Annotated in this window: 18 protein-coding genes and 1 pseudogene; 11 read left to right on the top strand and 8 right to left on the bottom strand. The window is 61.9% G+C overall.

The features are described from left to right. Nucleotides 1–316 precede the first annotated feature (316 nt). Together GcLGCM259_RS01605 and GcLGCM259_RS01600 are read left to right on the top strand one after the other, a co-directional pair. Nucleotides 317–805: an FBP domain-containing protein gene (locus GcLGCM259_RS01605; RefSeq protein WP_138925556.1), complete on the top strand. Its 489-nt coding sequence runs from the start codon at nucleotides 317–319 to the stop codon at nucleotides 803–805. A 371-nt stretch (nucleotides 806–1,176) separates the two neighbouring features. Then, nucleotides 1,177–4,509 carry a S8 family serine peptidase gene (locus tag GcLGCM259_RS01600; protein ID WP_138925555.1) on the top strand — a complete coding sequence of 1,111 codons (3,333 nt, stop codon included), beginning with the start codon at nucleotides 1,177–1,179 and terminating at the stop codon, nucleotides 4,507–4,509. A gap of 94 nt (nucleotides 4,510–4,603) precedes the next feature. Here the strand turns inward: GcLGCM259_RS01600 and GcLGCM259_RS01595 are convergent, their stop codons facing one another. From GcLGCM259_RS01595 to GcLGCM259_RS01580, 4 genes and pseudogenes are all read right to left on the bottom strand, one after another. Next, nucleotides 4,604–5,866: a glycoside hydrolase family 3 N-terminal domain-containing protein gene (locus GcLGCM259_RS01595; RefSeq protein ID WP_175419289.1), complete on the bottom strand. Its 1,263-nt coding sequence runs from the start codon at nucleotides 5,864–5,866 to the stop codon at nucleotides 4,604–4,606. Between the two features lie 49 nt (nucleotides 5,867–5,915). Beyond that, nucleotides 5,916–6,620, bottom strand: coding sequence for a DinB/UmuC family translesion DNA polymerase (locus GcLGCM259_RS15795; protein ID WP_425459796.1), 705 nt, complete (start codon nucleotides 6,618–6,620; stop codon nucleotides 5,916–5,918). A gap of 21 nt (nucleotides 6,621–6,641) precedes the next feature. Further along, nucleotides 6,642–7,376, bottom strand: a pseudogene (locus tag GcLGCM259_RS15790) (Y-family DNA polymerase); the annotation flags it as partial. Next, nucleotides 7,366–7,782 carry a LexA family protein gene (locus GcLGCM259_RS01580; protein ID WP_054821624.1) on the bottom strand — a complete coding sequence of 139 codons (417 nt, stop codon included), beginning with the start codon at nucleotides 7,780–7,782 and terminating at the stop codon, nucleotides 7,366–7,368. The gene GcLGCM259_RS01580 and the pseudogene GcLGCM259_RS15790, both read right to left, overlap by 11 nt. 153 nt (nucleotides 7,783–7,935) lie before the next feature. Here GcLGCM259_RS01580 and GcLGCM259_RS01575 point away from each other — a divergent pair, with 153 nt between their 5' ends. Then, complete coding sequence (locus GcLGCM259_RS01575) at nucleotides 7,936–8,784, top strand: NAD(P)H-binding protein (RefSeq protein ID WP_175419288.1); 849 nt, start codon at nucleotides 7,936–7,938, stop codon at nucleotides 8,782–8,784. A 152-nt stretch (nucleotides 8,785–8,936) separates the two neighbouring features. On the opposite strand, the gene GcLGCM259_RS01570 is transcribed toward GcLGCM259_RS01575, so the two are convergent. Further along, nucleotides 8,937–10,214, bottom strand: a complete 1,278-nt coding sequence (locus GcLGCM259_RS01570; RefSeq protein ID WP_138925552.1) for an NAD(P)/FAD-dependent oxidoreductase — start codon at nucleotides 10,212–10,214, stop codon at nucleotides 8,937–8,939. A gap of 361 nt (nucleotides 10,215–10,575) precedes the next feature. Here GcLGCM259_RS01570 and GcLGCM259_RS01565 point away from each other — a divergent pair, with 361 nt between their 5' ends. Then, complete coding sequence (locus GcLGCM259_RS01565; RefSeq protein WP_138925551.1) at nucleotides 10,576–11,769, top strand: hypothetical protein; 1,194 nt, start codon at nucleotides 10,576–10,578, stop codon at nucleotides 11,767–11,769. An 81-nt stretch (nucleotides 11,770–11,850) separates the two neighbouring features. Here GcLGCM259_RS01565 and GcLGCM259_RS01560 read toward each other — a convergent pair whose 3' ends face one another. Continuing rightward, nucleotides 11,851–12,471, bottom strand: a complete 621-nt coding sequence (locus tag GcLGCM259_RS01560; RefSeq protein ID WP_138925550.1) for a malonic semialdehyde reductase — start codon at nucleotides 12,469–12,471, stop codon at nucleotides 11,851–11,853. A 341-nt stretch (nucleotides 12,472–12,812) separates the two neighbouring features. Beyond that, a complete protein-coding gene (locus tag GcLGCM259_RS01555) occupies nucleotides 12,813–14,000 on the bottom strand; it encodes a sensor histidine kinase (protein ID WP_138925549.1) in 1,188 nt (395 codons plus the stop codon). Between the two features lie 310 nt (nucleotides 14,001–14,310). Between GcLGCM259_RS01555 and GcLGCM259_RS01550 the strand changes: the two genes are divergently transcribed. The 4 genes from GcLGCM259_RS01550 to GcLGCM259_RS01535 all read left to right on the top strand — a co-directional run bounded on the left by GcLGCM259_RS01550 (nucleotide 14,311) and on the right by GcLGCM259_RS01535 (nucleotide 19,501). After that, nucleotides 14,311–15,003, top strand: a complete 693-nt coding sequence (locus GcLGCM259_RS01550) for a response regulator (protein ID WP_138925548.1) — start codon at nucleotides 14,311–14,313, stop codon at nucleotides 15,001–15,003. Nucleotides 15,004–15,119: 116 nt separating this feature from the next. Then, nucleotides 15,120–17,651, top strand: a complete 2,532-nt coding sequence (locus GcLGCM259_RS01545) for an ATP-dependent Clp protease ATP-binding subunit (RefSeq protein ID WP_138925547.1) — start codon at nucleotides 15,120–15,122, stop codon at nucleotides 17,649–17,651. Nucleotides 17,652–17,856: 205 nt separating this feature from the next. Further along, nucleotides 17,857–18,786 (top strand): hypothetical protein, encoded by a 930-nt coding sequence (locus tag GcLGCM259_RS01540; protein ID WP_138925546.1) that lies wholly within the window; start codon nucleotides 17,857–17,859, stop codon nucleotides 18,784–18,786. A gap of 52 nt (nucleotides 18,787–18,838) precedes the next feature. Continuing rightward, complete coding sequence (locus GcLGCM259_RS01535) at nucleotides 18,839–19,501, top strand: alpha/beta hydrolase family protein (RefSeq protein ID WP_138925545.1); 663 nt, start codon at nucleotides 18,839–18,841, stop codon at nucleotides 19,499–19,501. Nucleotides 19,502–19,647: 146 nt separating this feature from the next. Here GcLGCM259_RS01535 and xsc read toward each other — a convergent pair whose 3' ends face one another. After that, nucleotides 19,648–21,507: a sulfoacetaldehyde acetyltransferase gene (gene xsc, locus GcLGCM259_RS01530; protein WP_246049685.1), complete on the bottom strand. Its 1,860-nt coding sequence runs from the start codon at nucleotides 21,505–21,507 to the stop codon at nucleotides 19,648–19,650. 175 nt (nucleotides 21,508–21,682) lie between these two features. On the opposite strand from xsc, the gene GcLGCM259_RS01525 reads away from it, so the two are divergent. From GcLGCM259_RS01525 to GcLGCM259_RS01515, 3 genes are read left to right on the top strand one after another with little or no spacing between them, the layout of a single operon-like run. Then, nucleotides 21,683–22,510: an IclR family transcriptional regulator gene (locus GcLGCM259_RS01525; RefSeq protein WP_054820484.1), complete on the top strand. Its 828-nt coding sequence runs from the start codon at nucleotides 21,683–21,685 to the stop codon at nucleotides 22,508–22,510. Between the two features lie 2 nt (nucleotides 22,511–22,512). Further along, on the top strand, nucleotides 22,513–23,493 hold the full coding sequence (locus GcLGCM259_RS01520) for an AAA family ATPase (protein WP_212743869.1): 981 nt from the start codon (nucleotides 22,513–22,515) through the stop codon (nucleotides 23,491–23,493). A 12-nt stretch (nucleotides 23,494–23,505) separates the two neighbouring features. Continuing rightward, a complete protein-coding gene (locus tag GcLGCM259_RS01515; RefSeq protein WP_138925544.1) occupies nucleotides 23,506–25,230 on the top strand; it encodes a cobaltochelatase CobT-related protein in 1,725 nt (574 codons plus the stop codon). Nucleotides 25,231–25,361 lie beyond the last annotated feature (131 nt).

Raw genomic sequence — 25,361 nt, 5'->3', positions numbered from 1 at the left:
GTTGGCTGTTACCCTAAAAAGTGAGTCGTGTGCCGCTGCTGGCGCCGCGGGGCTCATTCTGGTTCCGCCCTTGCCGGAGCCGCCGATGACTTGTCTGCTGACTGCGATACGTGCCTGGCACGGGAAAGGGGTGTGGCCCACATGGGCTTGAGGATTCCCCGCCCGTTCGCCCCTGCCGGCGGACGGGGTTAACGCCACCTCAGGCAGTGCGCCGCGCGCGCTGCCGCCGTTTCGCGTCCCCGATGTTCGCTGCAGGGCCTAGCCTCCCTACCCGCCGGTGCGCCTTGTCCGCACCCACCTACGCCAGGACATCCTCATGCAGCCCATTACCGAATCCACCATCCGCTCCAGCTTCATCAACGCCTCCCGCTCCGAGGCCCGCAAACTCACCCTTCCGGAAGGCTTCCCCACCCTGCAGTGGGAGCAACATGATTTCCTGGGCTGGCGCGATCCTAAAATGCCGCAGCGCGCCTACCTGGTCGCCACGGGCCCGGACGGCACGACCCGCGCACTGCTGCTGCGCGCGCCGGACACCACCCCGAAGGTCAAGCGCGCGATCATGTGCGAGATTTGCCGGGACGTCAATGCCACCAACCCCGTCACCATGTGGAACGCCCGGCGTTCGGGCGCCAGCGGACGCAACGGCAACAGCCTGGGCACGCTGATTTGCTCGGACTTCCAATGCCCGCAGAACATCCGTGTACTGCCGCCGAAGAACGCAATCAACCCGGACCCCGCGGCGGTCGTGGCCGAACGCATCATTGAAATGGGCGAACGGCTGCAGGCACTGATCAACCGGGTGTAGCCCGGCGCCCGCACCCCACAGCACCAACAACGCCAGCTGATCTCCGCCCCCCGGCCGGGGGGCGGACGTCAGATGGCGTCATACTTCTATGAACGCCGCGCGAGCTGCGAACCGCCTCCGGGCCGGGAATCTCGCGGCATTTTTCCTCCCGCTATCGCCCGCTGGGTAGCGAAAATGCGAAGCTCCGAAGATTACTATTCAATAAACGCTTGAAATGTGGTCATGGTCACATAAGATAACGGTGGGATCTTGACGCACGAGCGGACGTCAAGAAAGCCTAGCGGCGACTGATCTTGGGGCAATGGGGTGCTTCTGCCGGGAGCCGATACTCGCGCAGGATGATTCCGCTTTCCAGCCCAGCTAGGAGAATCATGATCACTCGGCGCCCATCGGGCCTTGCCCGTACGGTCATGGCGTCGGCCACCGCCTTGGCGTTGGCAGTCACCATATCCTCACCCACCATGGCGGCCCCGGTGCCGCGACCTGCCGACGGTGAGGCAGCACAGTCGCTTGGCGGCAAGCACAATTCAACCCTGGAGGACCTGAAGGTCTCCGGGCCGCTGGCCAAGGCCAGCGGTGAAGTATCGGTATACGTTCAGCTCGAAGGCGCCGGCGCCTTCGAGGAAGTGGAGGTCAAGACCCGCAAGAAGAACACCAAGCGGGTCAAGCAGATCCGTTCCGAGGTCGAAAAGCGCGGCAAGGCGCTGGCCAAGGAATCAAAGTCCGAAGTCCTGTACACCACGGCAAACACGCTGCGCGGCGTGGCACTGAAGGGCGATGCAGAACAGCTGCGCGAACTGGCTGAAAGCCCGGACGTTGCCAAGATCAGCGCCATCGTTCCCAAGCATCCAACCAACCGCGGCGCCGTCATTGACACCGGCGCGCTGGAAAGCTGGAAGGCGCTGGGCAAGACCGGCGAGGGCGTGAAGATCGCCGTGCTGGACACCGGCGTGGACTACACCCACGCCGGATTCGGCGGTCCGGGGACCTTGGAGGGATACAAGCAGGCCCAGGCCTCCCACGAACTGCCTTCGGCCGACTCCGGCCTGCTGGATCCCGAGAAGTTCATTGGCGGCTGGGACCTGGTGGGCGATGACTACAATGCCGACCCGAAGGCTGCGGACTACCAGCCGGTGCCGCGCCCCGACCCGAACCCGCTGGACTGCCAGAGCGCAGGGCACGGTTCCCACGTGGCCGGCAGCTCCTCGGGCTACGGCGTGAACGCCGATGGCACCACCTTCAGCGGGGACTACTCCAAGCTCACCGCCAAGGAGGTCTCCACGATGCGCGTCGGTCCGGGCACGGCGCCGGAATCCCAGCTGATCGGCATCCGCGTCTTTGGCTGCTCCGGTTCCTCCGCCGTGGTGGGCCAGGCCCTGGACTACGTGCTGGACCCGAACGGCGACGGGGACTTCTCCGACCGCGCCGACGTGGTGAACATGTCCCTGGGTTCGGACCGCTCCCCCACGCAGGACCCGGAAAACGACATCGTTGACGCGCTGAGCAAGGCCGGGATCCTCTCGGTCGTCGCCAGCGGCAACGCCGGGGACGTCACCGACATCGGCGGTTCGCCAGGCAACTCACGCAGCTCCCTGACGGTGGCCAACACCGTGGGCTCGCAGGTTTCCCTGGACGGCATCCAGGTCGATGCCCCGGCCGATGTGGCCGGCACCGTCGCCGGACAGTACTCCTCGAACTTCAACTACACCTCCGCCGATCCTGCCAAGCTCAGCGGTGAAGTGGTCATGGCCCCGTCCTCCAACGCCTTTGGCTGTGAGCCCTTTGCGGCCGATTCGCTCAAGGGCAAGTGGGTGTGGCTGCAGTGGAGCGAAGACGGGCAGTTCCCCTGTGGCTCCGCCGCCCGCTTCAACAACGCCGAAGCCGGGGGCGCCACCGGGGTGCTGCTGGATTCGGAAACGAACCTGTTTGATGCCGGGATCGCCGGCAACGCCACCATCCCCGGCGCCCAGCTGACCCTGGACAACTCCAAGAAGCTGCGCCCGGCGGCCGAGGCCGGAACCCTGAAGGTCACCCTGTCCCCCGATTTGATCGGGGCCACCTCCGGGGAATCCGGGGCGAAGGACACCTTGAACTCCTCCTCCTCGCGCGGCGTGCACGGCTCCAACGGCGTGGTGAAGCCGGACGTGGCGGCCCCCGGAACGCAGATCGGCTCCGTGGCCGTAGGCACCGGAAACCGTCCGTCCGTCAAGTCCGGCACCTCGATGGCCACCCCAATGGTCGCCGGTGTGGCCGCCCTGGTGCTGGAAGGCAACAACTACAGCCCGGAGCAGGCCAAGAGCCTGATCATGAACACCGCCGCCGCCGACGTGCTGGCCGCCAACGGCAAGGCCTACGGGCCGAACCGCGTGGGCGCCGGACGGGTGATGGCCGATGCTGCGATCTCCTCCCCGGCCTACGCCTTCGACACCAAGAACCCGGACCTGACCTCCGTGGTGTTCGGGGTCATCGAACTGGACGCGAAGAAGAAGTTCTCCGCCACCCGTTCGATCACGGTGAAGAACACCAGCAAGAAGAGCGTGGACTACAAGCTGAAGTACGTGCCGTCGACCGAGATCCCGGGTGCCAGCTACAGCCTGGACCGTTCCTCGGTGCGGGTGGCCCCGGGCAAGAGCGCCAAGGTCAACGTGACCCTGCGCATCGACCCGCGCAAGTTCTCCAAGACCATGGACCCGACCATGGAGCGCACCCAGTCCGGCCTGGCCCGGGCCTGGGTCAGCGACGTGACCGGGCGCGTGGAACTGAGCAGCTCCAAGGCCCCCACCCTGCGGGTGCCGGTCCAGGCCGCGCCGAAGCCCACTGCCGAGATGAGCGGGCAGGTCAAGAAGCTGAAGAAGGGGCAGAACCAGACCAGCATCAAGCTCAAGGGCCAGGATCTGGCCCTGGGCAAGGGTGAGGGCCAGGTGACCAGCCTGCTGGGCGCGTTCGAACTGGGCGCCACCAGCAAGCGTGAGGGCAAGCGCCTGGAGTCGATCCCCGTGGCCAGCGCCATGGACCTGCAGTACGTGGGCGCCTCCACCACTGCCCCGCGCACCGGGGTGGCCGATGGGCTGCTGAACATCGGCATCTCCACCTGGGACAACTGGGCGAACCTGGCCGGCGCCACCGAACTGGACGTCGAATTCGACACCAACGGGGACGGCAAGGCCGACTACGTCTCGTTCACCACCCAGCTCGATGACATCGACCTGGACCTGGTGGCGACGTTCGATTCGAAGACCGGGGCCCAGGTTGACCTGCAGCCGCTGAACGGCGTGCTGGGAGACGTGGACACCAACACCTTCGACACGAATGTGGCGATCCTGCCGGTGGCCCTCAGCTCGCTGGGCCTGGATGAGTCCAGCAGCAAGATCTCCTACCGCGTGCAGTCCTACTCCTGGTACCACACCGATGACCAGGGCGCCCTGGTTCCGGTGGACACCACGAAGTGGATCGACTTCAACGTCGCCAGCCCGCAGCTGGACTTCGGCGCCACCGGCACCCTGTTCACCGACCTGAAGGGCAACCACATCCCGGTCAGCGTCGAGAACGTGAAGAAGGAGTCCAAGGCGCTGCTGCTGCACCTGCACAACGGCACCGGAAAGCTCGGTGAGAAGAAGAACAAGCACAAGCCGCAGAACGATGGTGATCGCGCCGAGGTGCTCACCGTGGTCGACGGACACAAGTCGGGACACCGCAAGAACTAGCCGGCACGATCCGGCAGGACTTGTTCCGTCCTGAGGTACCGAGCCCCGGTCGTGCTCCCAGCAGATGCTGGGGGCACGACCGGGGCTCTTGCACTTACTCCTGCGCCCGCAGGTGCTCGGTGACCACCAGGGTGGCCGCCTGTCGCACGGTGTCGGCGAAGGCCCCGTCCTTGGCGGCGCGGGCGGCAATCGCCTGCACCATCTGCACCGCCTCATCGGCCTGCACGCACAGGGCCAAGGTGCCCCCGGCGGCAATGAACTTCACCGCCCGCTGCCCCAGCGCGGTCTCGGACACGGCCGCTGCGTCGCACAGGTCATCGGAGATCACCAGGCCCTCATAGCCCAGCTGGTCGCGCAGCAGCTCATCGATGATCGCCCGGGAGAACGGGGCGGGGTTCTTGGCGTCGAGCTTGGAGTAGCTGGCGTTGGAGATCATCACCCAGGCCAGATCCTGTTCAATGCCGCGCACGAAGGGCTGCAGGTACGGGTCCTGGGCGTCGGTGACGGTGTCCACCACGCGTTCGGTGGTGTCGGTGTTGCCCTTCACCCTTCCCAGGCCCGGGAAGTGCTTGATCACCGGCTGCACCCCGGCATCATCCAGCGCCTGGTTCACTTCGCCCACCGCATCCCACACGGTGTCCGGGTCGTAACCGAAATTCCGCTGCCACTGCCCGATGGGGGCGTTGCCGGCCCCCAGCGATTTGGGGACCGTGTCGGCCACCGGCGCCAGGTTCACGTTCACCCCGGCCTCGCTGAGCTGCCGGCCCAGTTGTCCGGTGGACTGGGCCAGGCGCTTGGCCGACCATCCGCCCTGGGTCTGCGCGCTGGGCAGGTTGGTGAAGCCCGAACCCTGCAGCACCCGCACCGAACCGCCCTCCTGGTCGGTGGCGATCCACGGCTCCAGCTGGCCGGGCACGTTCGGTGCCACGGCCTTGCGGATCTGCTTCACCTGACCGGCGGTCTGCTGCAGCGACAACTGCGAGCGCCCGCGCAGGAACACGCTGGCAATCCCCGCGTCCGCCAGCTGGTCCAGTTCCTGCTGCGTGGCACCGGTGGCCGGCACCCCGGCCATCACCAGCAGTCCGGCCTGCTGCTGCACCTCCAGGTCCCGCACCAGCTCACTGGCCCGCTGCGCCTCCGGATCCTGCGGGGAGGCGGTGGTGGTCGGGGAGGCGGTGGGGCTCTGCGACGCCGTGGGGGACGCCGGTGCGGAGGCACTGCCGCTGGGGGCGGGGCTGGAAGAGCCGGGGGCCGGGGCGGGGTCGGGCTGCGGGGCCCCGCCGGAACATCCGCTCAGCGCCAATGCCAGGACGCAGGACAGGGCCAGGGACTGTGGTGCACGCCAGGGAAACCTCATGCTCTCATTGTGGCACCCCCGCCGGGCCCCGGCCGCGCGGCAACCGGATTCAGGCCCGGACCGTGGGCAGCTCATCCCAGTTCGTGGTGAAGCGCGGGGACATGTGCTCGCGGCGCATCGCCCAGTCCGGATCCCCGGCCAGCCCGCTGCGCCCCAGCCCGATCGCCTTGCTGCCAAAACGCTCGGTCACCTGTTGCACCATCTGGCTCAGTGTTTCCCCGCTGTCCCCGGCGCCCTGCGGTGCCGGTGCCGCGTCCTGCCACTGCAGGTCCAGCTGGGTGGCCTCGGGCTGGTCGCTCAGCCCGGAGAGGATCACCCCGCCACGCACATACTCCGTGCCGGGCTCCATCAGCCCCTCCATCGCCTGCACCGCCAGCCGGGTGATCAGGATCGGGTCCCGTGTCGCCTGCGGCAGGCGCACCTGGGTGGAGGGGAAGGAGGCCGGGCCGGCGGCAAAGCGGCTGGTTCCGGCCATCACCGTCAGCAGTGCGGCGTAGCGCCCCTCCCGCGCCAGGCGCGCTGCGGCCTTTTGGGCGTAGAAGCTCATCACCTCGCGCATCTGCTCCCGGCTGGTCACCGGGTGGGCGAAGGAACGGGTGAACATCACCTGCCCCTTGTCGGCACGCTCCTCCACCGGGCCGATGCAGCGGGTGCCGCCCAGTTCAAAAACGGTGCGCTGCAGCACCACGGAGAACCTCTTGCGGATCAGCTGCGGGTCCGCGCCCGCCAGGTCGGCGATGCTCACGATGCCCATCCCGGCCAGTTTCCTGCCGGTTTTGCGTCCCACACCCCACACCTCGGTGACCGGAACCAGGGACTTGATCCGCGCCACCACCTCCGGGTCCATCAGCTGCTCCACGCAGACCCCCTGCAGTCCGGGGTTCTTCTTCGCCACATGGTTGGCGAACTTGGCCAGCGTCTTGGTGGCGGCCACCCCCACGCAGACCGGCACCCCCACCGAACGCTGCAGGGCCGCCCTAATCTGCGCGGCCGTGCGCTGCACCTGCTGCAGGGACCCGGTCAGTCCCAGGAAGGACTCGTCGATGGAATACACCTCCTGCCAGGTTCCGAAGCGTGCCAGCACCTCCATGACCCGGGCCGAGAGGTCCCCGTACAGTTCGTAGTTGCTCGAGCGCACCGCCAGCCCGTGTTCTCGGCGGTATTGCGGCAGATGCAGGATCCTCGGGAACCTCCCTGTCGGAAAAGGTACACCGCGCCGGCTGACCTATTGCCGATTCGTCAACTAAGGCAATAGCGCCGTCTTGAACAACGCGGGTTACCAATAGCTGCGCTGCAGGTCGCGGACCTGGAAGTAGGGTTGGCCGGTGGTGATGCCCAGGGCCTTGGCCTCGGCGGAGCGGGCCACCACGCACCCGTCGTTGTTGGACAGCACCACCACCGGCCGGTTGCGCAGGGTGGGGTCAAAAACCCGTTCGCAGGAAACGTAGAAGTTGTTCACGTCCACCAGGGCGATGTGCTCGCCGGCCTGTGCGGATGGGTCAGCGGACATAATGCAGGCACCTGGTCACGACGCCGAACACCTCGACCTCGTCATGCTCACCCAGCCACTGCGGCTGGGCCGACTCGTCGCTGAGCAGCCCGACCCGGCCCCGCTCCACCTGCCAGCGGCGCACCAGCATCTGCTCATTGAGGCTCAGCACCACCACGCTGCCGTGCTGGACCGAGCGGGAGCGGTCCACGATGATTTCATCCCCGTCATGGATCCCCGCGGAGACCATCGCCCCTCCGGCGACCCGCATGATGAATGTGGAGACGCGGTCGGTAATCAGCAGCCGGTTCAGGTCCAGCCCGCCGTCGAAGTAGTCGCGCGCCGGTGAGGGGAACCCCATGGCCTGCACCGCGCCGACCGGCCCGCTGCTGCTGGCCTCGGGGACCAGCGGATCCTTCGCAGCCATCGCCCACCACTTTTCGTACACATATTCGAATACTGTGATTCTAGCAAGGAAACACGCCGCAGTGTCTATGCTGTAAGCAGGCAGGATTCGCGCACCACGGCCGTCGGTCGGCGCGTCTGCCAAGATTGCACCCGGGGGAAGAGAGCCGCATTCGTGAAGGTACTACTGATCAGCTGCGGGGACGTGGGCACGGAAGCCGGTTTCCGCTTCCAGGCCCGCGGAGCCCATGTCACCGCCTGGCGGCGCAATCCGCAGAAGCTGCCGCCAACCTTTCACGGGCAGCAGGTGGATGTGGCCAGCGGGCAGCTGCCGCCAATCGACCCGGACACCGAGGTCGTGCTGTTCACCCCGGTCCCGGCCAGCCGCGACGCCGCAGGCTACGAGCACAGCTATCTGCAGGCGGCCCGGCACCTGGTCACCGCCCTGCAGCAACAGGCTCCCGCGCTGCGCAGGCTGTTCTATATTTCCTCCACGGCGGTGAACGCCGGCAACGACGGGCAGTGGGTCACCGAGCAACACCCCAAGGAGCCGCGGCGGGAAACCGCCAAGGTCCTGGCCCGCACCGAGGACTACCTGCTGGATTCAGCCCTGCCGGTCACTATCCTGCGCGCCTCGGGCATCTACGGACCGGGGCGCACCCGGCTGATTGACTCCCTGCGCGAGGGCAAGGCCCGCCTGCCGCGAAGCTCGCAGTGGACCAACCGGGTCCACCGCGACGATCTGGCCAAGGCCGTGGTGCATCTGGCGCACTTTGGCTCCGATATTGACGAGCTCTACCTGGCCACCGACAACGAGCCGGCGCAGCTGGCCGAAGTCTACGAGCACCTGGCCGGCCTATTGGGCACCACGCTGCCACCCGCCAGCGAGGAGGCCCCCGGCAGTGGGGCCGACCGGCGGCTGAGCAACGCACGCTTGCGCGCCACCGGCTGGGAGCCGACCTTCCCGAATTACCGGGAAGGGTACCGGGCCATCCTGCGCGGCTCCGGTCGCCGCCACCACTGACCGCGCAACACCTTGAAGGTTCCCGGCCCCGGCGCTCCGGGGCGGCCCGAGCCTCGGGGCCGGGCTCTTAAACGGCCTCGCGGCCGGATCCCCCAGGGTGAGGCTCCGGCCGCGAGGCAGAATGCGTGTTGGTCTTCGACCGATTACTGGTCTTAGAAGCCCTTGCGCAACGGGTTGAAGTGACGGGCCACCGCGGGCACCGACTGGCCGGTGATCTGCGAGGCCAGGATCTTGCCGGTCAGCGGACCCAGGGCCACGCCCCACATGCCATGTCCGCCACCAACGGAGACGCGCGAGGAGTTGGTCTGCCCGATCAGCGGCAGGCCATCGGCGGTGCAGGGACGCCCGCCAACCCATTCCTCCTGGCGGTTCTCCCAGTTGATGCCGGTGTAGACCGGCTTCGCGGCCGCCACAATGGCCTCGATGCGCTTGGGCTCGAGCTTGTGGTTGGCGTCGCGGAACTCCATGGTGCCGGCGATGCGGAAGCGGTCCCCCAGCGGGGTGCAGGCCACGCGCTGTGCCGGGAAGTAAATCGGGTGGGTCGGCATGTGCTCCGGCTTGACCGTGAAGGAGTAGCCGCGGCCTGCCTGCACGACGACGTTCACGCCGAACTTCTTGGTCAGGTCGTTCATCCAGGCGCCGGTGGCCATGACCACGTGATCCGCGGTGATTGCGCGGCCCTCGGAACCGATGACGGTCACCGAGCCGCCGTTGTCCCGCACATCGGTGACGTTGAACGAGCCGATGATGTCACCGCCGCGGGCCTGAACGGACTCCGCCAGCGAAGCCATGTACTTCGGCGGGTTCAGGAAGCGCTGGTTCTTGATGGCAATGCCGGCCACGACGTTCTCCGACAGGGTCGGTTCGATGCCGCGCAGCTCATCGCCCGTCAGCAGGTCGTATTCCACGCTGCCACCGGTCTTGTGGATCATCTCGAATTCGTGCAGCAGCCCGTCGCGGTCCGCCATGGTGCGGAAGCCGGTGAGGAACGGATTGGCCGGAGTGGTGGTTTCCTGCACGCCCGGGCCGGCCGAGGTGGATTCGGAAATCTCGTCGAAGGCGTCCAGGCCGCTGGTGCCGATCTCGGAGAAGGTCCGCATGGCCTGCTCCCACTTCTTCGGGGTGCTGTGCCAGGCGAAGCCGAGCAGGAAGCGGATCAGCTTGGCGTCGGCCTTCAGCGGGATGTACAGCGGCGAGGCCGGGTCAAACATCATCTTCAGCCCGTTGGTGAAGACCGAGGGCTCTGCAATCGGCAGGGTCAGGGCCGGGGTCAGCCAGCCGGCATTGCCCCAGGATGCACCGGAGGCGACACCGCCGCGGTCTACGACCGTGACCTTCACACCCTGCTCCTGGAGGTACCAGGCGGTCGACAGGCCGACGAAACCCGCGCCGACGATAACTACATGATCCGGGGCAGCACCCTTGGCCATGATCCACACTCCTTGAAACCAACGAAAATCTTTTGCTTCCCCTGAAGACACAAGGGAATAACTTTGCCCTCACTGTCTCGGTTTTGCCCCTCGATTGCAACGCGGACTGGAGATTCAACGGTGATCCAGGCCACATTTTGTCCTACACTGAATTTTTTGGAGCAAAACTTGGGAACTACCGCAATATTTGCGGCGCTCAACGGGCTTTCGCTGCCTCTGCTCCGAATACTGGTGTTTTGCTGAGGTTTTCCACGTTTTGGAATTCCAGCCCGGCGATGGAGCCGGCCGGAGCTCAGAACCGCCTGCGTAGACTGGAATCAGATTCTTACTGCCAACCTACGCAAAGGACCGCGCGCCCGTCATGGCATCACGCAAACCGCACAAGAAGAAGACCGCCCAGGGCCACCCCGCGCGCCGCCCCGGCGCGAGCTCGGTACCCTTCGAAACCGAGGTCCGCCAGGCCCTGCAGCCCTTCAAACAGGCCTTGTACCGCCACTTCCAGCACGAGTCTGCCACCGAAACCCGCGCCGCGCTGGAGGGGCTGACCACCTTGCTAACCGTGCACGCGCAGCTGCGCAAGGAAGTCGATGTGACAACCCTGGATTCCACAGCCCTGGGTGAGCAACTCGGACACCTGCGCTCGTTGGGCGAGGAAGTGCTCAAGGCCAGCGCAGGGCTGCTGAAGCAGTACCTGGTCTTCCTGGGTCAAAGCGCCCACTTCGGCGGCAGCGTCGAGGACTTCAAAGCCAGCTTCGAGTTCCTTTCCCGCATGGCCGGAGACTCCCCCATCGTCGTGCCCTTCATGGAGGACGACGAGGCCAACGCCGCACTGGAGCAGTTGCCGCTGGTCTTCGCCGCGCGGGAGCTGGTGGCGTGGGTTGGCGCGGGTCAGCCGACAGACCCCAGTGGCGTGCTGCACGGCGATCAGCTGCAGCAGGCCGCCGCGGCCTTGGGCATGGACGTGCGGATTGATGGGGCCGCCACGGACCCAGTAAAGGATTGGGAACCGGCCGATGGAACGGCAGTTTCCTCCCTCGGCCAGATTCCACGGCTTTCGGCCTACTGGGATGCCCTGATTGGAACGGCCATGCTGCGTTACGATGCGCCCAACGCAGTGCCCACCGAGAGCCTGCGGGACGCCCTGAACGCCGCCACCGGCCCAGGCGCCCGGCTGATCAAGGAGCTCGTCGCCGAAGTTATCTTCTCCAACGTGCTCACCAATGCTCTGGCGGTTCCCGGTCAAGGCGAGGTGGCCGAGATGGTGGCCGGCGTCTTGAGCAATGCCGCCTCGTCCAACCAGCCGCGTGCCGAGTTCGCGTTGCAAGTACCGGGCAAGGATGACTTGCCCGAGGAACAACATCACCTGATTCCCAAGCTGGAATCGACCATCCCCGAAGTTGAGCGCGTGCTGCGCTGCTTCGAACGCGAGGGCCTGGTGGTCATCGACGAGTTCATCGAGGTGCCAGAAGTCGTTCGCGGCCCGCTGGAACGCGCGCTGGAGAAGGTATCCGAACGGCTGCTCAGCGGCGAATCCGAGGCCCCAGAACAGGACTAGCAAACAGTCCCACGAACAGGACGTCTGATACAGGTGGGGGCGCGGTCCGAACATGGACCGCGCCCCCACCTGTACTTCTTGCTAGAGGTTGCGCACCGCGAACTTCGCCTCATGGCGCGGCAGGCGCTCCATCCAGGCATTGGCGCCCGGCTTGCCGACGTTGACGATCATGAAGGACTTGTGGCCCGTTTCTTCGTTAATGGCCGCGTCCACAGCTGCATGGTCAAATCCACCCATCGGTCCGGCGGCCAGGCCTACTGCACGCACAGCCATCAGGAAGTAGCCCGCCTGCAGCCAGGCATTGCTGCTGCCCACGGCGGCACGGGACTCGGCGTCCTCGAACATTGCCTTGCGTTCCGGGGCGTGCGGGAAGAACTTGGGGAACTGTTCATGCCATTCCGGATCGAAGGACAACACCGCCAGGGCCGGGGCCGCCAGCGCCTTGGCAGCATTTGAGCCGGACATGGTAGCGGCGATGGCGTTGCGCGCTTCATCGCTCTTGATCCAACTGATGCGCAGCGGCTGATTGTTCATCAGCGTCGGACCCATCTTCATGGCATCGTAAATGGCTTCGAGGGATTCATCGGATACGGGTTCGCCACTGAAGGAATTAGCGCTGCGGGCTTCGAAAAACAGCTGATCCATCGCTGCGGGATCGATGGTGTATGCGTCGTGGGCCGTGGCATATGCCTGCTGGGTCACGGGGTCTCCTTCAGGGGCGAATTCGTTTACAACTCAACAGTTCGCCATTATTGGGGATCCGTGCAACCGATTGTGAGTGGAAGCACACGCAGAATGCGTTTGGGCGTTATAAAAGGTACGTTGCATGTACTCTCGGACACGGCATGCGATGGGGGCACATCACCGAGAAAGTTACACTCCGTAGTACACGCAACGTACCTTTTAATCACTGCGGATAAAATCAGGAGCCACTCGCAAAACCCCGTCATTCGTCTTCCGCGGTGATCGGTCTTCACCGATACATATCTAACTTAACCCGTCATTCTGTGAAGCGAAATAGTACTTAAGTAGGAGGGGGTGGGTCAGAAGGGGATCTCAGCGACCAAAATCCACTGGTGAGCATGCTTTCCGGCCTCAAATTGGCCTCCGAAAGCCCGCATGCGGTCTTCCATGCCAATGAGACCACTGCCACCCCACAACGCGTCGTTGGTGGCGATCTTCTTGCTAGTCATCACTTGATTCACCATGCGCAGCACCGCAGTGTCTCCGCGGCGCTTGAGCGAAATTGAGCACTGACTGCCAGGCTCCGCGTGCTTAATGATGTTGGTAGTTGCTTCCTGCATCACTCGATAGAGAGCAGTATGTGCCGATCGTGGCAATTGAGTGATTTCTTCGTCGACATCTGTGTGCACGTCGAACCCAGCGTCGGCGAGGCGCTGGGAAAACACCGATACACCCTGGAGCGCTTGGATAGTAGTTGCCGACGGTTTCCCGTCGAGATCTGCACCTATGTCACTCATCGTCCCGTCACTACGGAGCACGTTGAGCATTAGCCGCAAATCGTGCAAAGTCTCGGAACTCAATTTGGAGATCACTTCAACCGCCTCGCGGAAAGTGCTCTCATTGTTTGCAAATTTCGCCGCCTTGGATTGCATCGCAACAATGGTGATGTCGTGCGCGACGATGTCGTGCAGGTCCCGCGCAATATTCTTACGCTCGTCACGGATCGCGCTTTCGGTACGTTCCCTCAATAGCTCCATCTGCTGTGCACTCTGCTGGTTCTTTTCGAGCAATACAAAGATGCTCCGCGTTGCTCCGAACGTAATAAAAACTACCGGAGCCAGAATGACAAGAGTGATAACGTCGTCAGGCGCCCGCAATCCGAACTGAACAAACCACGCTATCTGCATCGCTAAATAGATAGTTCTAAGCAACGACGATCTAGTGCTGGCTGCTAATGCTGAGAAAACTGCTTCAGAAACAATTAAAAGGAGTAAGAGGTCCGCGTCTCCGAACCCAAACAAGAGCACGGCGATATACGCGCCCAGAGAAGCTCCTGCAAAGCGGTATCCGACGATGAGGATCACCAGAATCAAAAGCCCAAGCACTGCTCCACGAGCTGCCCGACCTTCTGTATTCTCAAGACCGTTTTGCAGGACCGTCACGAGCTCCGAAACGGTGATTGCGGCAATAGCAATCGCCCCGAGCCAGATGATGGCATTGCTGCCGCCTAAAAACCTGCCTAGGCGCAGACCAATTCGGTCCTTCATAGGCTGTTCAGGGCGATGCTATAAATGCTCCGCACTTTGGACTAGCAGGAGATTCCGTAGCGCTTGCACATCCACTTCGAGAATTCAGTACCAAGGCCGGCCGGCGAAGCCACCGGAGGTCCTGCCAGTGCCACGGCCGGTGCGGCCTGGGCGGGTGCGGCGGACTGAACGGCGGCAAATGGCGAGATAGCCAAGGCCAGTGCAGCTGCTGCATATACGAGTTTCATAATCCATCCCCAACGCTAGAACTTATATACTTCGACACTAAGCAGCCACTTTTTCGGTTCCCGCAAAGGAAGTTGAATTACCCATGGAGCAAGTCAGAGTTCTGATTGCGGACGACGAACCGCTCATCCGGCGTGCCTTGGGCACAATCCTAGCAACAGACGATGCCATTTTGTTATTAAATTCCGTACAAAATGGACAGGAAGCAGTAAACTACTGCTCCTCTCACGAGGTGGATGTTGTTCTCATGGATTTGCAGATGCCGATCATGGACGGCGTCGAGGCCACCCGCCAGATCAAACACCACAATCCGCAAACAGCAATCCTGGCGATTACCGCCTTCTCCTCCGACGATTACCTGGTGCCCGTCCTGCTAGCCGGCGCCTCGGGATACCTCGTGAAGGATACCGAACCGGCGGAAATCGTTCAGGCAGTATTGTCGGTGCATTCCGGCACCGCCGCCATCTCCCCCTCGGTGTCCACGGACCTAATCGCAGCCGTGCAGCGCGCCTACAGCCCGCCCGCCTCCTCCGAAGGTGTCGCTGACGAGCTAGGCCTCACCGCCCGCGAGATGCAGATCCTCACCCTCTTGTCCCAAGGCCTGAACAACACCGAAATCTGCAAGTACCTCGATGTCGCCGAGACGACCGTTAAATCGCATATGGCCAAAATCTTCCACAAGCTTGGCGTGCGTGACCGCGTCCAGGCACTGATCGTGGCCACCCAGCTCCAACTGGTGAATCTCAACGCCCGAGAAATCGACCCCCCGCACCGTTAAAGCCGCCCCAGCGTGTGAAGCGCATAACTTTCGAACCAATTTTCGGTGTTCGGGAATAGTTGACGATCTGTAGCGTTGAACATGAGTACGTAACACTCAAGTTTCAGGAGGCTCACTTGCCAGCGTTCTTCGGTTCATCCGCCGATGGCTCGTTTGAGGAATTCCTTTCGCGGTTCCTCTCTTCGCGAGCCCAATCAGCCCGTCCGATCGACATCACCCGTCTGCTCTCGCAACGCACTCATGAAGTGGTTTCACGGGCTGCCACTATTGCCAGCGAGGACGGCCACGACGAAATCGATGCCTTGCACTTGCTTTTGGCATTGCTGCATACCGAACCGGTTGCCTCGCACTTGAAGTTCATGGGAGTGGACCTCGAGGCCCTGGCCGCCGCCGCCAACCAGCGTCTTCCCAAGCGCTCGGAAAGCAACGAGAAGACCAACCGGCTCTCGGCCGCTGCCCAGCGTTCCCTGTTTGACGCCTACCAGGTGGCCCGCAACTACGGCTCCACCTACATTGATCCGGAGCACCTGTTCCTGGCCTTTGTCTTCTCCCCGGAGTCCCCGGTGGGAATCTTGCTGGCCGAGCACGGTGTGACCGCCCAGTCCCTGCAGCAGGCCGCTGCCGAACAGGCACAGCGTGCCGCCGGCCAGGGGCAGCAGGAATCCGACGAGTCGATGCTGGAGCGCTTCGGCACCGACTTGACCGCCCTGGCTGCCGATGGGCAGATCGACCCGGTGATCGGTCGCGACCAGGAACTGGAGCAGGTCATTGAGATCCTGGCCCGGCGCACCAAGAACAACCCGGTGCTGATCGGTGAGGCCGGTGTCGGCAAGACCGCCATCGCCGAGGGCCTGGCCCGTTCCATCGTCGCCGACGAGGTGCCGGAGCAGATCTCGGGCACCCGGCTGATCTCCATTGACCTGCCGGGTATGCTCGCCGGTACCCGCTACCGCGGTGACTTCGAGCAGCGCCTGACCTCCCTGCTGGAGGAAATCGCCAGCGCCGAGGGCCAGACCATCGTGTTCATCGATGAGATGCACCTGCTGGTCGGCGCGGGGGCCGGGGAATCGGGCAGCATGGATGCGGCCAACATCCTCAAGCCGCGGCTGGCCCGCGGTGAGTTGCGGCTGATCGGCGCCACCACCCTCTCCGAGTTCCGCAAGGTGGAGAAGGATGCCGCGCTGACCCGCCGCTTCGGCAAGGTCACCGTCAATGAGCCCAGCGAGGAGCATGCACTGCAGATCCTGCAGGGCCTGAAGGAGTCCTACGAGGACCACCACCAGGTCCAGTACACGGACGCGGCCCTGCAGGCCGCGGTGAGCCTCTCGGCCCGCTACCTGACCGACCGTCAGCTGCCGGACAAGGCCATCGACCTGCTGGATATTGCCGGTGCCCGGCGCTCGATTGCCGCCGACGGCACCGTGGATGTCCAGGCGCTGCGTTCCGAGCTGGTTGACTCCGAACGGGACAAGGCCCGGGCCATCGCGGAGGAACGGTTCGAGGACGCCGGTGCGTGGCGCGACCACATCACCGAGCTGACCGAACGGATCCGCCAGGTGGAGTCCGCCGGTGGCAAGAGCGTGACCCGCGTGGTCGATGAGGAGCAGATCGCCGAGGTCATTGCCCGCTCGACCGGCATCCCGGCCGCCCGGATCACCTCGGATGACAAGTCGCGCCTGGCCAAACTGGAAGAGGAATTGCATTCCTCGGTCATCGGCCAGCACGATGCGGTCTCCGCGGTGGCTCGTGCGGTGCGTCGTTCACGCACCGGCATGGCCAACGCCAACCGTCCGATTGCCTCGTTCATGTTCCTGGGCCCGACCGGCGTGGGTAAGACCGAGCTGGCCAAGGCGCTTGCGACGAACCTGTTCGGCAAGTCCGATGCGCTGATCCGTATCGACATGAGCGAATACGGTGAGAAGCACACCGTGGCACGGCTGATCGGTGCCCCTCCGGGGTACATCGGTCACGACGAGCCGGGCCAGCTGACCGAAAAGGTGCGGCGCAACCCGTACTCGGTGATCCTGCTCGACGAGATCGAGAAGGCCCACCCGGACATCTTCAACGTCCTGTTGCAGGTGCTCGATGACGGACGGCTGACCGACGCACAGGGCCGGACCGTGGACTTCTCGAACACGCTGATCCTGATGACCAGCAACCTGGGCAGCCAGTACCTGGCCAGCCGCACCGGTTCACTGGGCTTCGCCTCCGCCAATGCGCAGAGCGAACGCTCGGACATCCGGGCAAAGGTCATGGGCAAGGTGCGCGAATTCGTTCGCCCCGAGTTCCTGAACCGCCTGGATGAGGTACTGCTGTTCAGCAAGCTCAGCGAGGAGGAGATCGCCCAGATCGTGACCCTGGTGCTGGAGGAAACCCGCAGTTACCTGTCCGACCAGAAGCTGCAGCTGAAGGTGACCGATGCGGCCACCAGCTGGTTGGCAACCGAGGGCTACGATCCGGAGTTCGGCGCCCGCCCATTGCGCCGTCTGGTGCAGCGCAGGGTTCACGACGCGATCGCGGATCTGCTGGTCGCTGACGAACTGGGCGAGGGCGACACCGTTCTGGTCGATGTCGTCGACGGGAAACTGTCGGTCGGCAAGGACCAGCCGGTGGCGGCCGCCACCACCGCCGAATACTTCGGGGTCTAACCCGAACGCGGTAGCCAGCTGCTAGCTGTAACTGCCCCGCAGTCTTTTTCACCTTGTGTGCGAAGGCTGCGGGGCAGTTTTGCTATGCCGGGAACAGCGGACAGAGCCGCGGGGCGAGACGAGGCGAGAAGGTGGCCAAACAGGTTTCGTTCCTTATCAGGTCCCGGTCTACACTGATCGGGAATCACCCGACCTGGAAGGCCTCATGCGCGCAGCTATCCCCTTGTCTCTTGTTGTTGCCGGGCTGCTGCTCACCGGTTGTTCCACGGCAGCGGTTCCGCAGAAGAGCGCTGAAGCGGTCACCCAGCCTTCGTCGGCGGCACCGTCCACTGCTGCCGCTACAGCGAATCCAGACGTATCCTCCGTTCAGAGTGAGGATCCTGCATCGTCACGTCCGGGCGCATCCCCTGCCACGACGGCTACCACCCAGCAGTGGGCGGACGAAAAGATGGCCATGTGGGTAGCGAATTCGGGGATCAAGTCCGTTAAGGGGTTTCTTCCGCCCTGCAACCTCATCAACTCATGGAAAGTTAACGAACCGGGCAATATCACTGTCTACCTAGAGAATTCCTATCGGTTCAATTCGGACGGCATGTTCCAGAGCTACCAAACCGCTGAGGATGAGCTGCGCGTCATGGGACTAGTTATGTTCGAGAGCATCGGAGAATCCTCTCCAGAGCTGGAAGCCGTCACTTTCACGACAGAGGACCGCTCAAAAAGCGGCACCTACTCTCGTGCGCGCACCGGAGCGGATCCGGCCGACCTGGAGAGTTGGGCCGAAGAAAAATACGTGCAGTGGCTCGACAGCATGAATGATACGTACGAGTCCTTCTGCGGAAAGAGCATCAAGAAATTGGAGGATTATCGGTCCTGCATTCCCACCGATCCTCACGCGTACATTGCATCCGTTGAGGCGCCTGCACGCGGAGAGCTCCTGGTGACCTTGGCGGACGGAAAATGGCAAAACAATACCTACGACACTGCAAGAATCCCCGGTGTTGATTTTGTCTCCGGCAACATGATTCTGAAAATCAACAAGAAGGCTCATAGTAGTGAGGCCGTGGAGAAGTTGACTGTAAAAACTGAAAACGGGAAGGAATCCAGCACGGGAACGCGCGAGCAATGGAGCCAGTAATGCTCTGCTCCACGACCTTATGACGTCAATGCCTCCACATAGGGTTAACCACATGAGCGAAGAACTACGAATTCCATTCGACAGCGAGACCGTGAGCGCGCTCTGGGATCCAGCCGCGGGTCCAAAGTCGCTTCTCATCGTCGCTCACGGCTCAGGCGCGGGCAAGGACCACCCGTTTATGTCCGGGTTTGCCACTGCGTTGCCCGGGCTCGGGATCAGCACGCTGCGCTTTAACTTTCCATACATGGATGCGGGCAAGAAGTTTCCGGACCGCGCTCCCCGAGCAGTAGAAGTGTGGAAACAGGTAAGGGAATGGGCCGCTGAAAATCTTGCCGCGGGCCTTCCCGTATTCGCCGCTGGCAAATCCTTCGGTGGGCGCATGGCGTCGGCGGCGGTGGCCGAAGGGATGCAGACTCCAGGCCTCATCTTCCTTGGCTATCCGCTGCACGCACCAAAGAAAACCGAAAAACTGCGCGATGAGCATCTGTACGGTCTGGACACCCCAATGTTGTTCTTGCAGGGAACCAAGGACCCTTTTGCAACACCGCAGCTGCTCGAGGATGTGGTCGGAAAACGTGGCGCAAGGGCAACAATGCATTGGATCGAAGGCGGCGATCATTCCTTCAAGACGGCATACTCCGGGCGTACGGTCGAGCAAGATGGAGCCCTGCTCGCTCCGCTTGCCTCCAACTTCATCGACCAGTTTCTGCTGTAACTATTTTTTGGGCCCGAGGGTAAAGGCAATGGGTGTCCTGGCCCTCCCCTAATGGGAGAGTGACAGGACACCCATTACCCGGTGTACAGAGCCCTCTAGTCGGGCCGTTTATTGCAGATTATTCGCTGCTTATATTCGGTCTCCTTTTATACGTAGTCCTTGTACTTCTCGAGGTGGCGCACTGGAGTCGACAGCGCATCACGGCGGAACGGGTCACCCAATTCTCGGGTGCACATCACTTCGATGACAGTGGTCTTGCCGTCGTTCATTTGTGCATCCACGGCAGCTTGGAGTGCGGGTCCGACATCCTCAAGTTTGTCGACTACGACTCCTTCAGCGCCCATGCTGCGAGCCATCTCTGCAAAGCTCTCGCCGTTGTCGAGTTCGCCTGCAACAAAGCGGCGCCCGTAGAACTCCACCTGATTCTTCTTCTCTGCACCCCACTGCCGATTCCGGAATACAACCGCAGTGACAGGGATATCGTGGCGAACCGCCGTCAGAACTTCTCCCATACTCATGGCCCACGCGCCGTCCCCTGCGTAAGCAATCGCCGGTCGTTCAGGCGCGGCTGCCTTAGCTCCAATGATCGTCGGCAGCGCGTAGCCGCAGTTGCCAAAGGACATCGGCGCAAAGAAGCTGCGTGGCTTCTCAAAACGAAGGTAGCTGTGGGCCACAGAGTTGATATTGCCGATGTCGGTTGAAACCATAACGTCTTCCGGCATGGCCTTCTCCAGCTCGCGCAGGACCTGACGAGGATGCAGCCAATTGCCGTCTTCGTCCTTGGCTTCTTCAATCACATCCAGCGAATAGTCATCCTTTTCGTGCGTCCAAGCCGAGAGCTCTTCTTCCCACGCTTCTTTTTCAGCCCGGATAGCTGAAGCACGTTCCGCCTTCGTGGCATCCGAATCAAGCGCACGGCTCTTCAGACGCGCGACCAGTTCCGTGGCGACAGCCTTGGCGTCCCCGCAGATACCGACGGAGATCTTCTTAACCAGGCCCAGCATCTTGTGATCAGCGTCGACTTGAATGATTTTTGCATCGTTTGGCCAGTAAGCCTGGCCGTACTGCGGCAAGGTGCCAAATGGTCCAAGTCGCGTGCCCAGTGCGAGGACGACGTCAGCTTGGGAAATCAGCTTCATCCCCGCCTTCGAGCCCTGGTATCCCAGAGGACCGGCCCAAAGAGGATGACTGGCAGGGAACGAGTCATTGTGCTGGTAGCTGTTCACGACCGGAGCGCCTAGCCGTTCGGCGAGGGCTTTACACTCTTCGACGCCGTCAGCCATAACGACGCCCCCACCGGAAATAATCACGGGGAACTTGGCCTGGGCCAGCAGTTCCACCGCCTCGTCGAGCGATTTCGTTCCACCCGCTCCACGGTCGACACGACGTGGCTCAGGGATCTCCGTCGTGGACTCGCCATAAAAGTAATCGCGAGGGATGTTGAGCTGTGTCGGGCCGATTTCGCTCATGGCCCGATCGAAGCAACGTGCCGTGTATTCTGCCATGCGGTTGGGATGGGTGACATGTCCCTGGTACTTGGTGAACTCCTGGAACATAGGCAACTGGTTGGCTTCCTGAAAACCACCCAGTCCCATGGTGTTGGTGCCCGCTTCTGGAGTCACAATAACAACCGGGCTATGGGCCCAGAATGCAGCGGCGATACCGGTGACACAGTTTGAGATGCCAGGGCCGTTCTGCCCGATGACTACACCGTGCCGCCCGGACGCACGGGCGTAGCCGTCAGCCATGTGTGCAGCGCCTTGCTCGTGAACCACCGGCACCAGGCGAATCCCTGCGGGCGCAAAGATATCCATGGCGTCCATGAAGGCTGAGCCCATGATTCCAAAGATATCGGTGACATCATTGGCTACCAAAGTTTCGACGAACGCCTCAGACGGCGTCATCTTTTGCACTCCCTTGACCGCTTCGCGCTTGGCGACCGGCGCTGCCTGCGCGCTCGCGTCGTCCGTCTCAACCCGCTGGGATTCAATGATCTGTTCGGACATGTTGCCCCCTTCAGTGGAACATACTTTCTGCATCTCAGAAAATGGTGCGTTTTCCCATAGAAAATGGGATTGACACCAAAGCTATGCGAGCTGAGTCACATTCGTCAAGACCTGTTCAGCTTTTTGTTTCGAATGTTAGTATTTAATGAAACTTCGAATCGGGAGGAGTCCTACCATGGACAATCTCACCGAGCCTTCGCTCGGGGCGCAGGGGTCAGTTCAGGGCGAGACGCCGGCACTACGCTTGTTCGCCTTACTGGAACTCATCACGAGCCGAGATCAGCTATTTACGCTGCAATCACTTGTCGATCAGACCGGTCTGCCTAAGCCGACATTGCACCGGATGTTGCAGCAGCTGGAAAGCGCGGATCTGCTAACTCGGCACAGCGATGGACGCCATTACGCCACGGGAGCAAGAATGCGGCGTCTTGCCGAGGACGTTTTACTTAACGACACACGCAAAGGTGCGCGTAACGCGATCTTGCAGGACCTAGTGTCCCGCATCGGCGAAAGCTGCAATATCACCGCCCTCTCTGGCAACGAGGTGATCTATCTAGATCGCGTCGAAACTTCTGAACCAATTCGCGTACACCTCGGCCCGGGCTCTCGCGTTCCGGCGCACTGTTCAGCGAGTGGAAAGCTCATCATCGCTCAATTTGGCCCTGCGCAGCGCCGTCGTCTACTCGGCACGGGTCGCCTACCTCGGTACACGGAGCAAACGCTGACCGATTTTGAGGCACTGGAATCCGAGCTGGCACTCGTTCGCCAGCAGGGCTATGCACTCGACCGTCAAGAATTCTTGAACGGCCTAGTGTGTCTCGCGGTCTTAGTTCCGAACGCGGCAGGACGCTCGAATATGTGCGTTGCTATTCAAGCACCGGTAATGCGCAAATCTGCATCGGATCTGGAACAGCTACTGCCGTTGGTACAGCAAGCAGCCGCAGATATCGCGCGAATTGAGGATTTGGAAGAAGACGACAGCCCACTAGCTGCAGGATGGTAAAGATGACGACCTTCGCCCCGGCACCGACTGACGAATTCGAAAGCGTGAGCGCGCGCAGACTCTTCGATATTGATACTGACCTAACGGTGACTCGATTTCTTGGTGACTCGCCTCATGTACCAACAATCGACACGAACTATCGGTTCAATAAGCCCACCACGTTGGCCATACTCGCGGGTTTCATGCACGATTCGCGAGTCTTGGTGCAGGGGATGCATGGCACGGGCAAGTCGAGCCATATTGAGCAGGTCGCGGCGCGTCTTCGTTGGCCGGTGATGCGAGTCAACCTTGACGGGCAGTTAGGGCGTATGGATTTGGTCGGCAAGGATAGCGTCGTGATACGTGATGGGCAGCCGACTACATCGTTCCAAGAAGGTGTCATTCCTTGGGCGATGAGCCAACCAATGGCCCTCATTCTTGATGAGTACGATGCAGGTCGTCCAGATGTCATGTTTGTAATCCAACGCCTGCTAGAGCAGAACGGGGCACTCGTGCTGCCCGACCAGAATCGCGTCATTCAGCCCCATCCGCATTTTCGGTTGTTCGCAACGTCTAATACTGTCGGATTGGGAAACTTGAACGGTCTCTATCATGGTGTGCAACGCTTAAATCACGCGCAGATTGACCGCTGGAACGTTGTCGCCAGCCTCAACTTCCTGCCGGCTGAGGACGAGATCTCTATCGTAGCGGGACGTGTTCCGGAACTGGCTCGCACTCCGGAAGGCATGGAGCTAATTCGTGCCATGGTGTCCGTTGCTGCATTGACGCGTGACGGGTTTGCGGCCGGCGATGTTTCTACACTCATGTCGCCACGCACCGTGATCACCTGGGCCCAAAACATCGAAATATTCCGCGATCCTGCTTTGGCATTTCGCCTCACCTTCCTCAATAAGTGCGATGAATCAGAACACTCTCTCATCGCGGAATACTTCCAACGTTGTTTTGACACAGAACTGCCAGAGTCTATGGCCATTGATTTTTAGAAGGCTTCAGCGATGACTGAACAGCCTACGGAGCCGCCCCGCATATCCCAACACGCTCAGGAGATCAGACGCCTCCAGAGCGCTTGCCTCCGGGCACTGAGTGCTGATGCCGGATTAGAGTTACGTGGCAACACTGCCTGGAGCTCCGGCAGGATGCTTCCCATCAACGCAGCCCATCTCTACCCTCAAATTGGCTATTCCGATTTGCACGCCTATCGAGGCGCTAGCGACGGAATGGCCCTTCGGGTGCGTCATTCAGATATGAGACAGCATCAAGAGCTACTTCCGAAATCTTCGGGCGGCCGTTTCATCTTCGAGCTTCTCGAGCAATTCCGGTGCGAGTCGCTAAACAGGTTGCCTGGCGTTCGCTCAAATCTCGACAATGGATTTCACAGTTGGACCACACAGTTTCAGGCGTCAGCTTTGGCAGAGACGGAGCTAGGGCAGATGCTATTCGCACTGGCCCAAGTCTGCCGGTCCAAAATCAATGGCACCGGGCTAGCTCCAGAGATGGAAGATTCCATCGAAGCTGCGCGCATAGCTTTCCCATCCGGCATCGGGGCGTTAGCGGCCCGTCTCCGTCCGGCACGTTTTGACCAGCTCCGATTCGCGCAGATCTCACTGCGTATTGCCAGACTGGTAGACGACAGTATCGCCGCGCACCACTCCAATCGCGGCAGTCGGCCGGCACCACGACGTCGAGCGGATGATTCACGATTCACTCTACATCTGGATGTCGCTGGTGAAGCTGCTGCCGTCGCACGTGCAGCATTGGACCCTGGATCCAAGAGCGGGCGCGAGGATTCCCGCTACCGTGCCTTTACCCGACAGTATGATCAGGTTGTTCCGGCAACCCAGCATATTCGTGCTGGGCTACTCGAACGCTACCGTGCGGAGATCGCGCATTTAGCGTCTCAATCTGGAATAAACCACAGATTCCTCGCACGGGCCCTGCGAGCGATCTTCTGCTATCCCACACCGGATGCCTGGTATGGGGGTGCCGAACGCGGCTTGATTGACGGCGGCAGGTTGGCTACGTTGATTGCCTCTCCCACTGACCATAGAGTATTTCGAGAAACACACGAAGCATCGCATCCATTCGCAGCGATCAGCTTTCTCATCGATTGCTCGGGATCGATGCGGCACCATGCGAAATCGATTGCTTCGTTTCTGAACCTGACGATAAGAGCGCTGGATCAGTGTGAGGTTCCCGTAGAGGTCCTCGGCTACACAACGCGAGCTTGGAATGGCGGCCGCCCGCTAAGCGAATGGCGTCGTGCCGGCTCACCCCAACAGCCGGGACGGCTGAACGAGATAAACCATCTTATCTTTAAAGACTTCACTTCAAGCTGGCGGACGAGCCGGAACAGCATCGGCGCATTGTTGCACCAGCCTCTCTACAAGGAGGGCGTAGACGGTGAAGCTGTGAGATGGGCCCTACACCGTCTATCCGAAAATGCCGCAGAACGTCGAGTTCTTATCGTCATTTCAGATGGAAGTCCATCGGATACCGCCACGACACAAACGAACGGTGCATCCTACCTCCACCAGGATCTGGTTGAGGTGATCAGGCACGCAAATACTAGCCGAACAAGTGTCGCAGGAATAGGTTTGGGATTAGACATGAGCCCGTATTTCGGTGATCAGGCAGTAGTAATTGAAGACTGTGAGCTTTCCAGCGACCGCGGGATCCGTGCCTTCTTGTCGCTCTTGGCAAGGCTTCCCACCCTCCGCTGAATTCAACTTCCTGCTGTCATTCGTACCCGTTGGAGATCCAGTAGACACTGTTGCGCTCTCGTCATCTATAGGAGAATGGGTCTTCCAAGAAACGTAAGTTACCGCAATTCAGGCTGTCCGCTAGATGCTGC

Origin of the sequence: Glutamicibacter creatinolyticus (genome assembly GCF_006094275.1) — a bacterium.
GTDB classification, from domain to species: Bacteria; Actinomycetota; Actinomycetes; order Actinomycetales; family Micrococcaceae; genus Glutamicibacter; species Glutamicibacter creatinolyticus.
The sequence above is the reverse complement of the archived record's forward strand: the minus strand, read 5'-3'. Positions and strand labels throughout refer to the sequence as shown.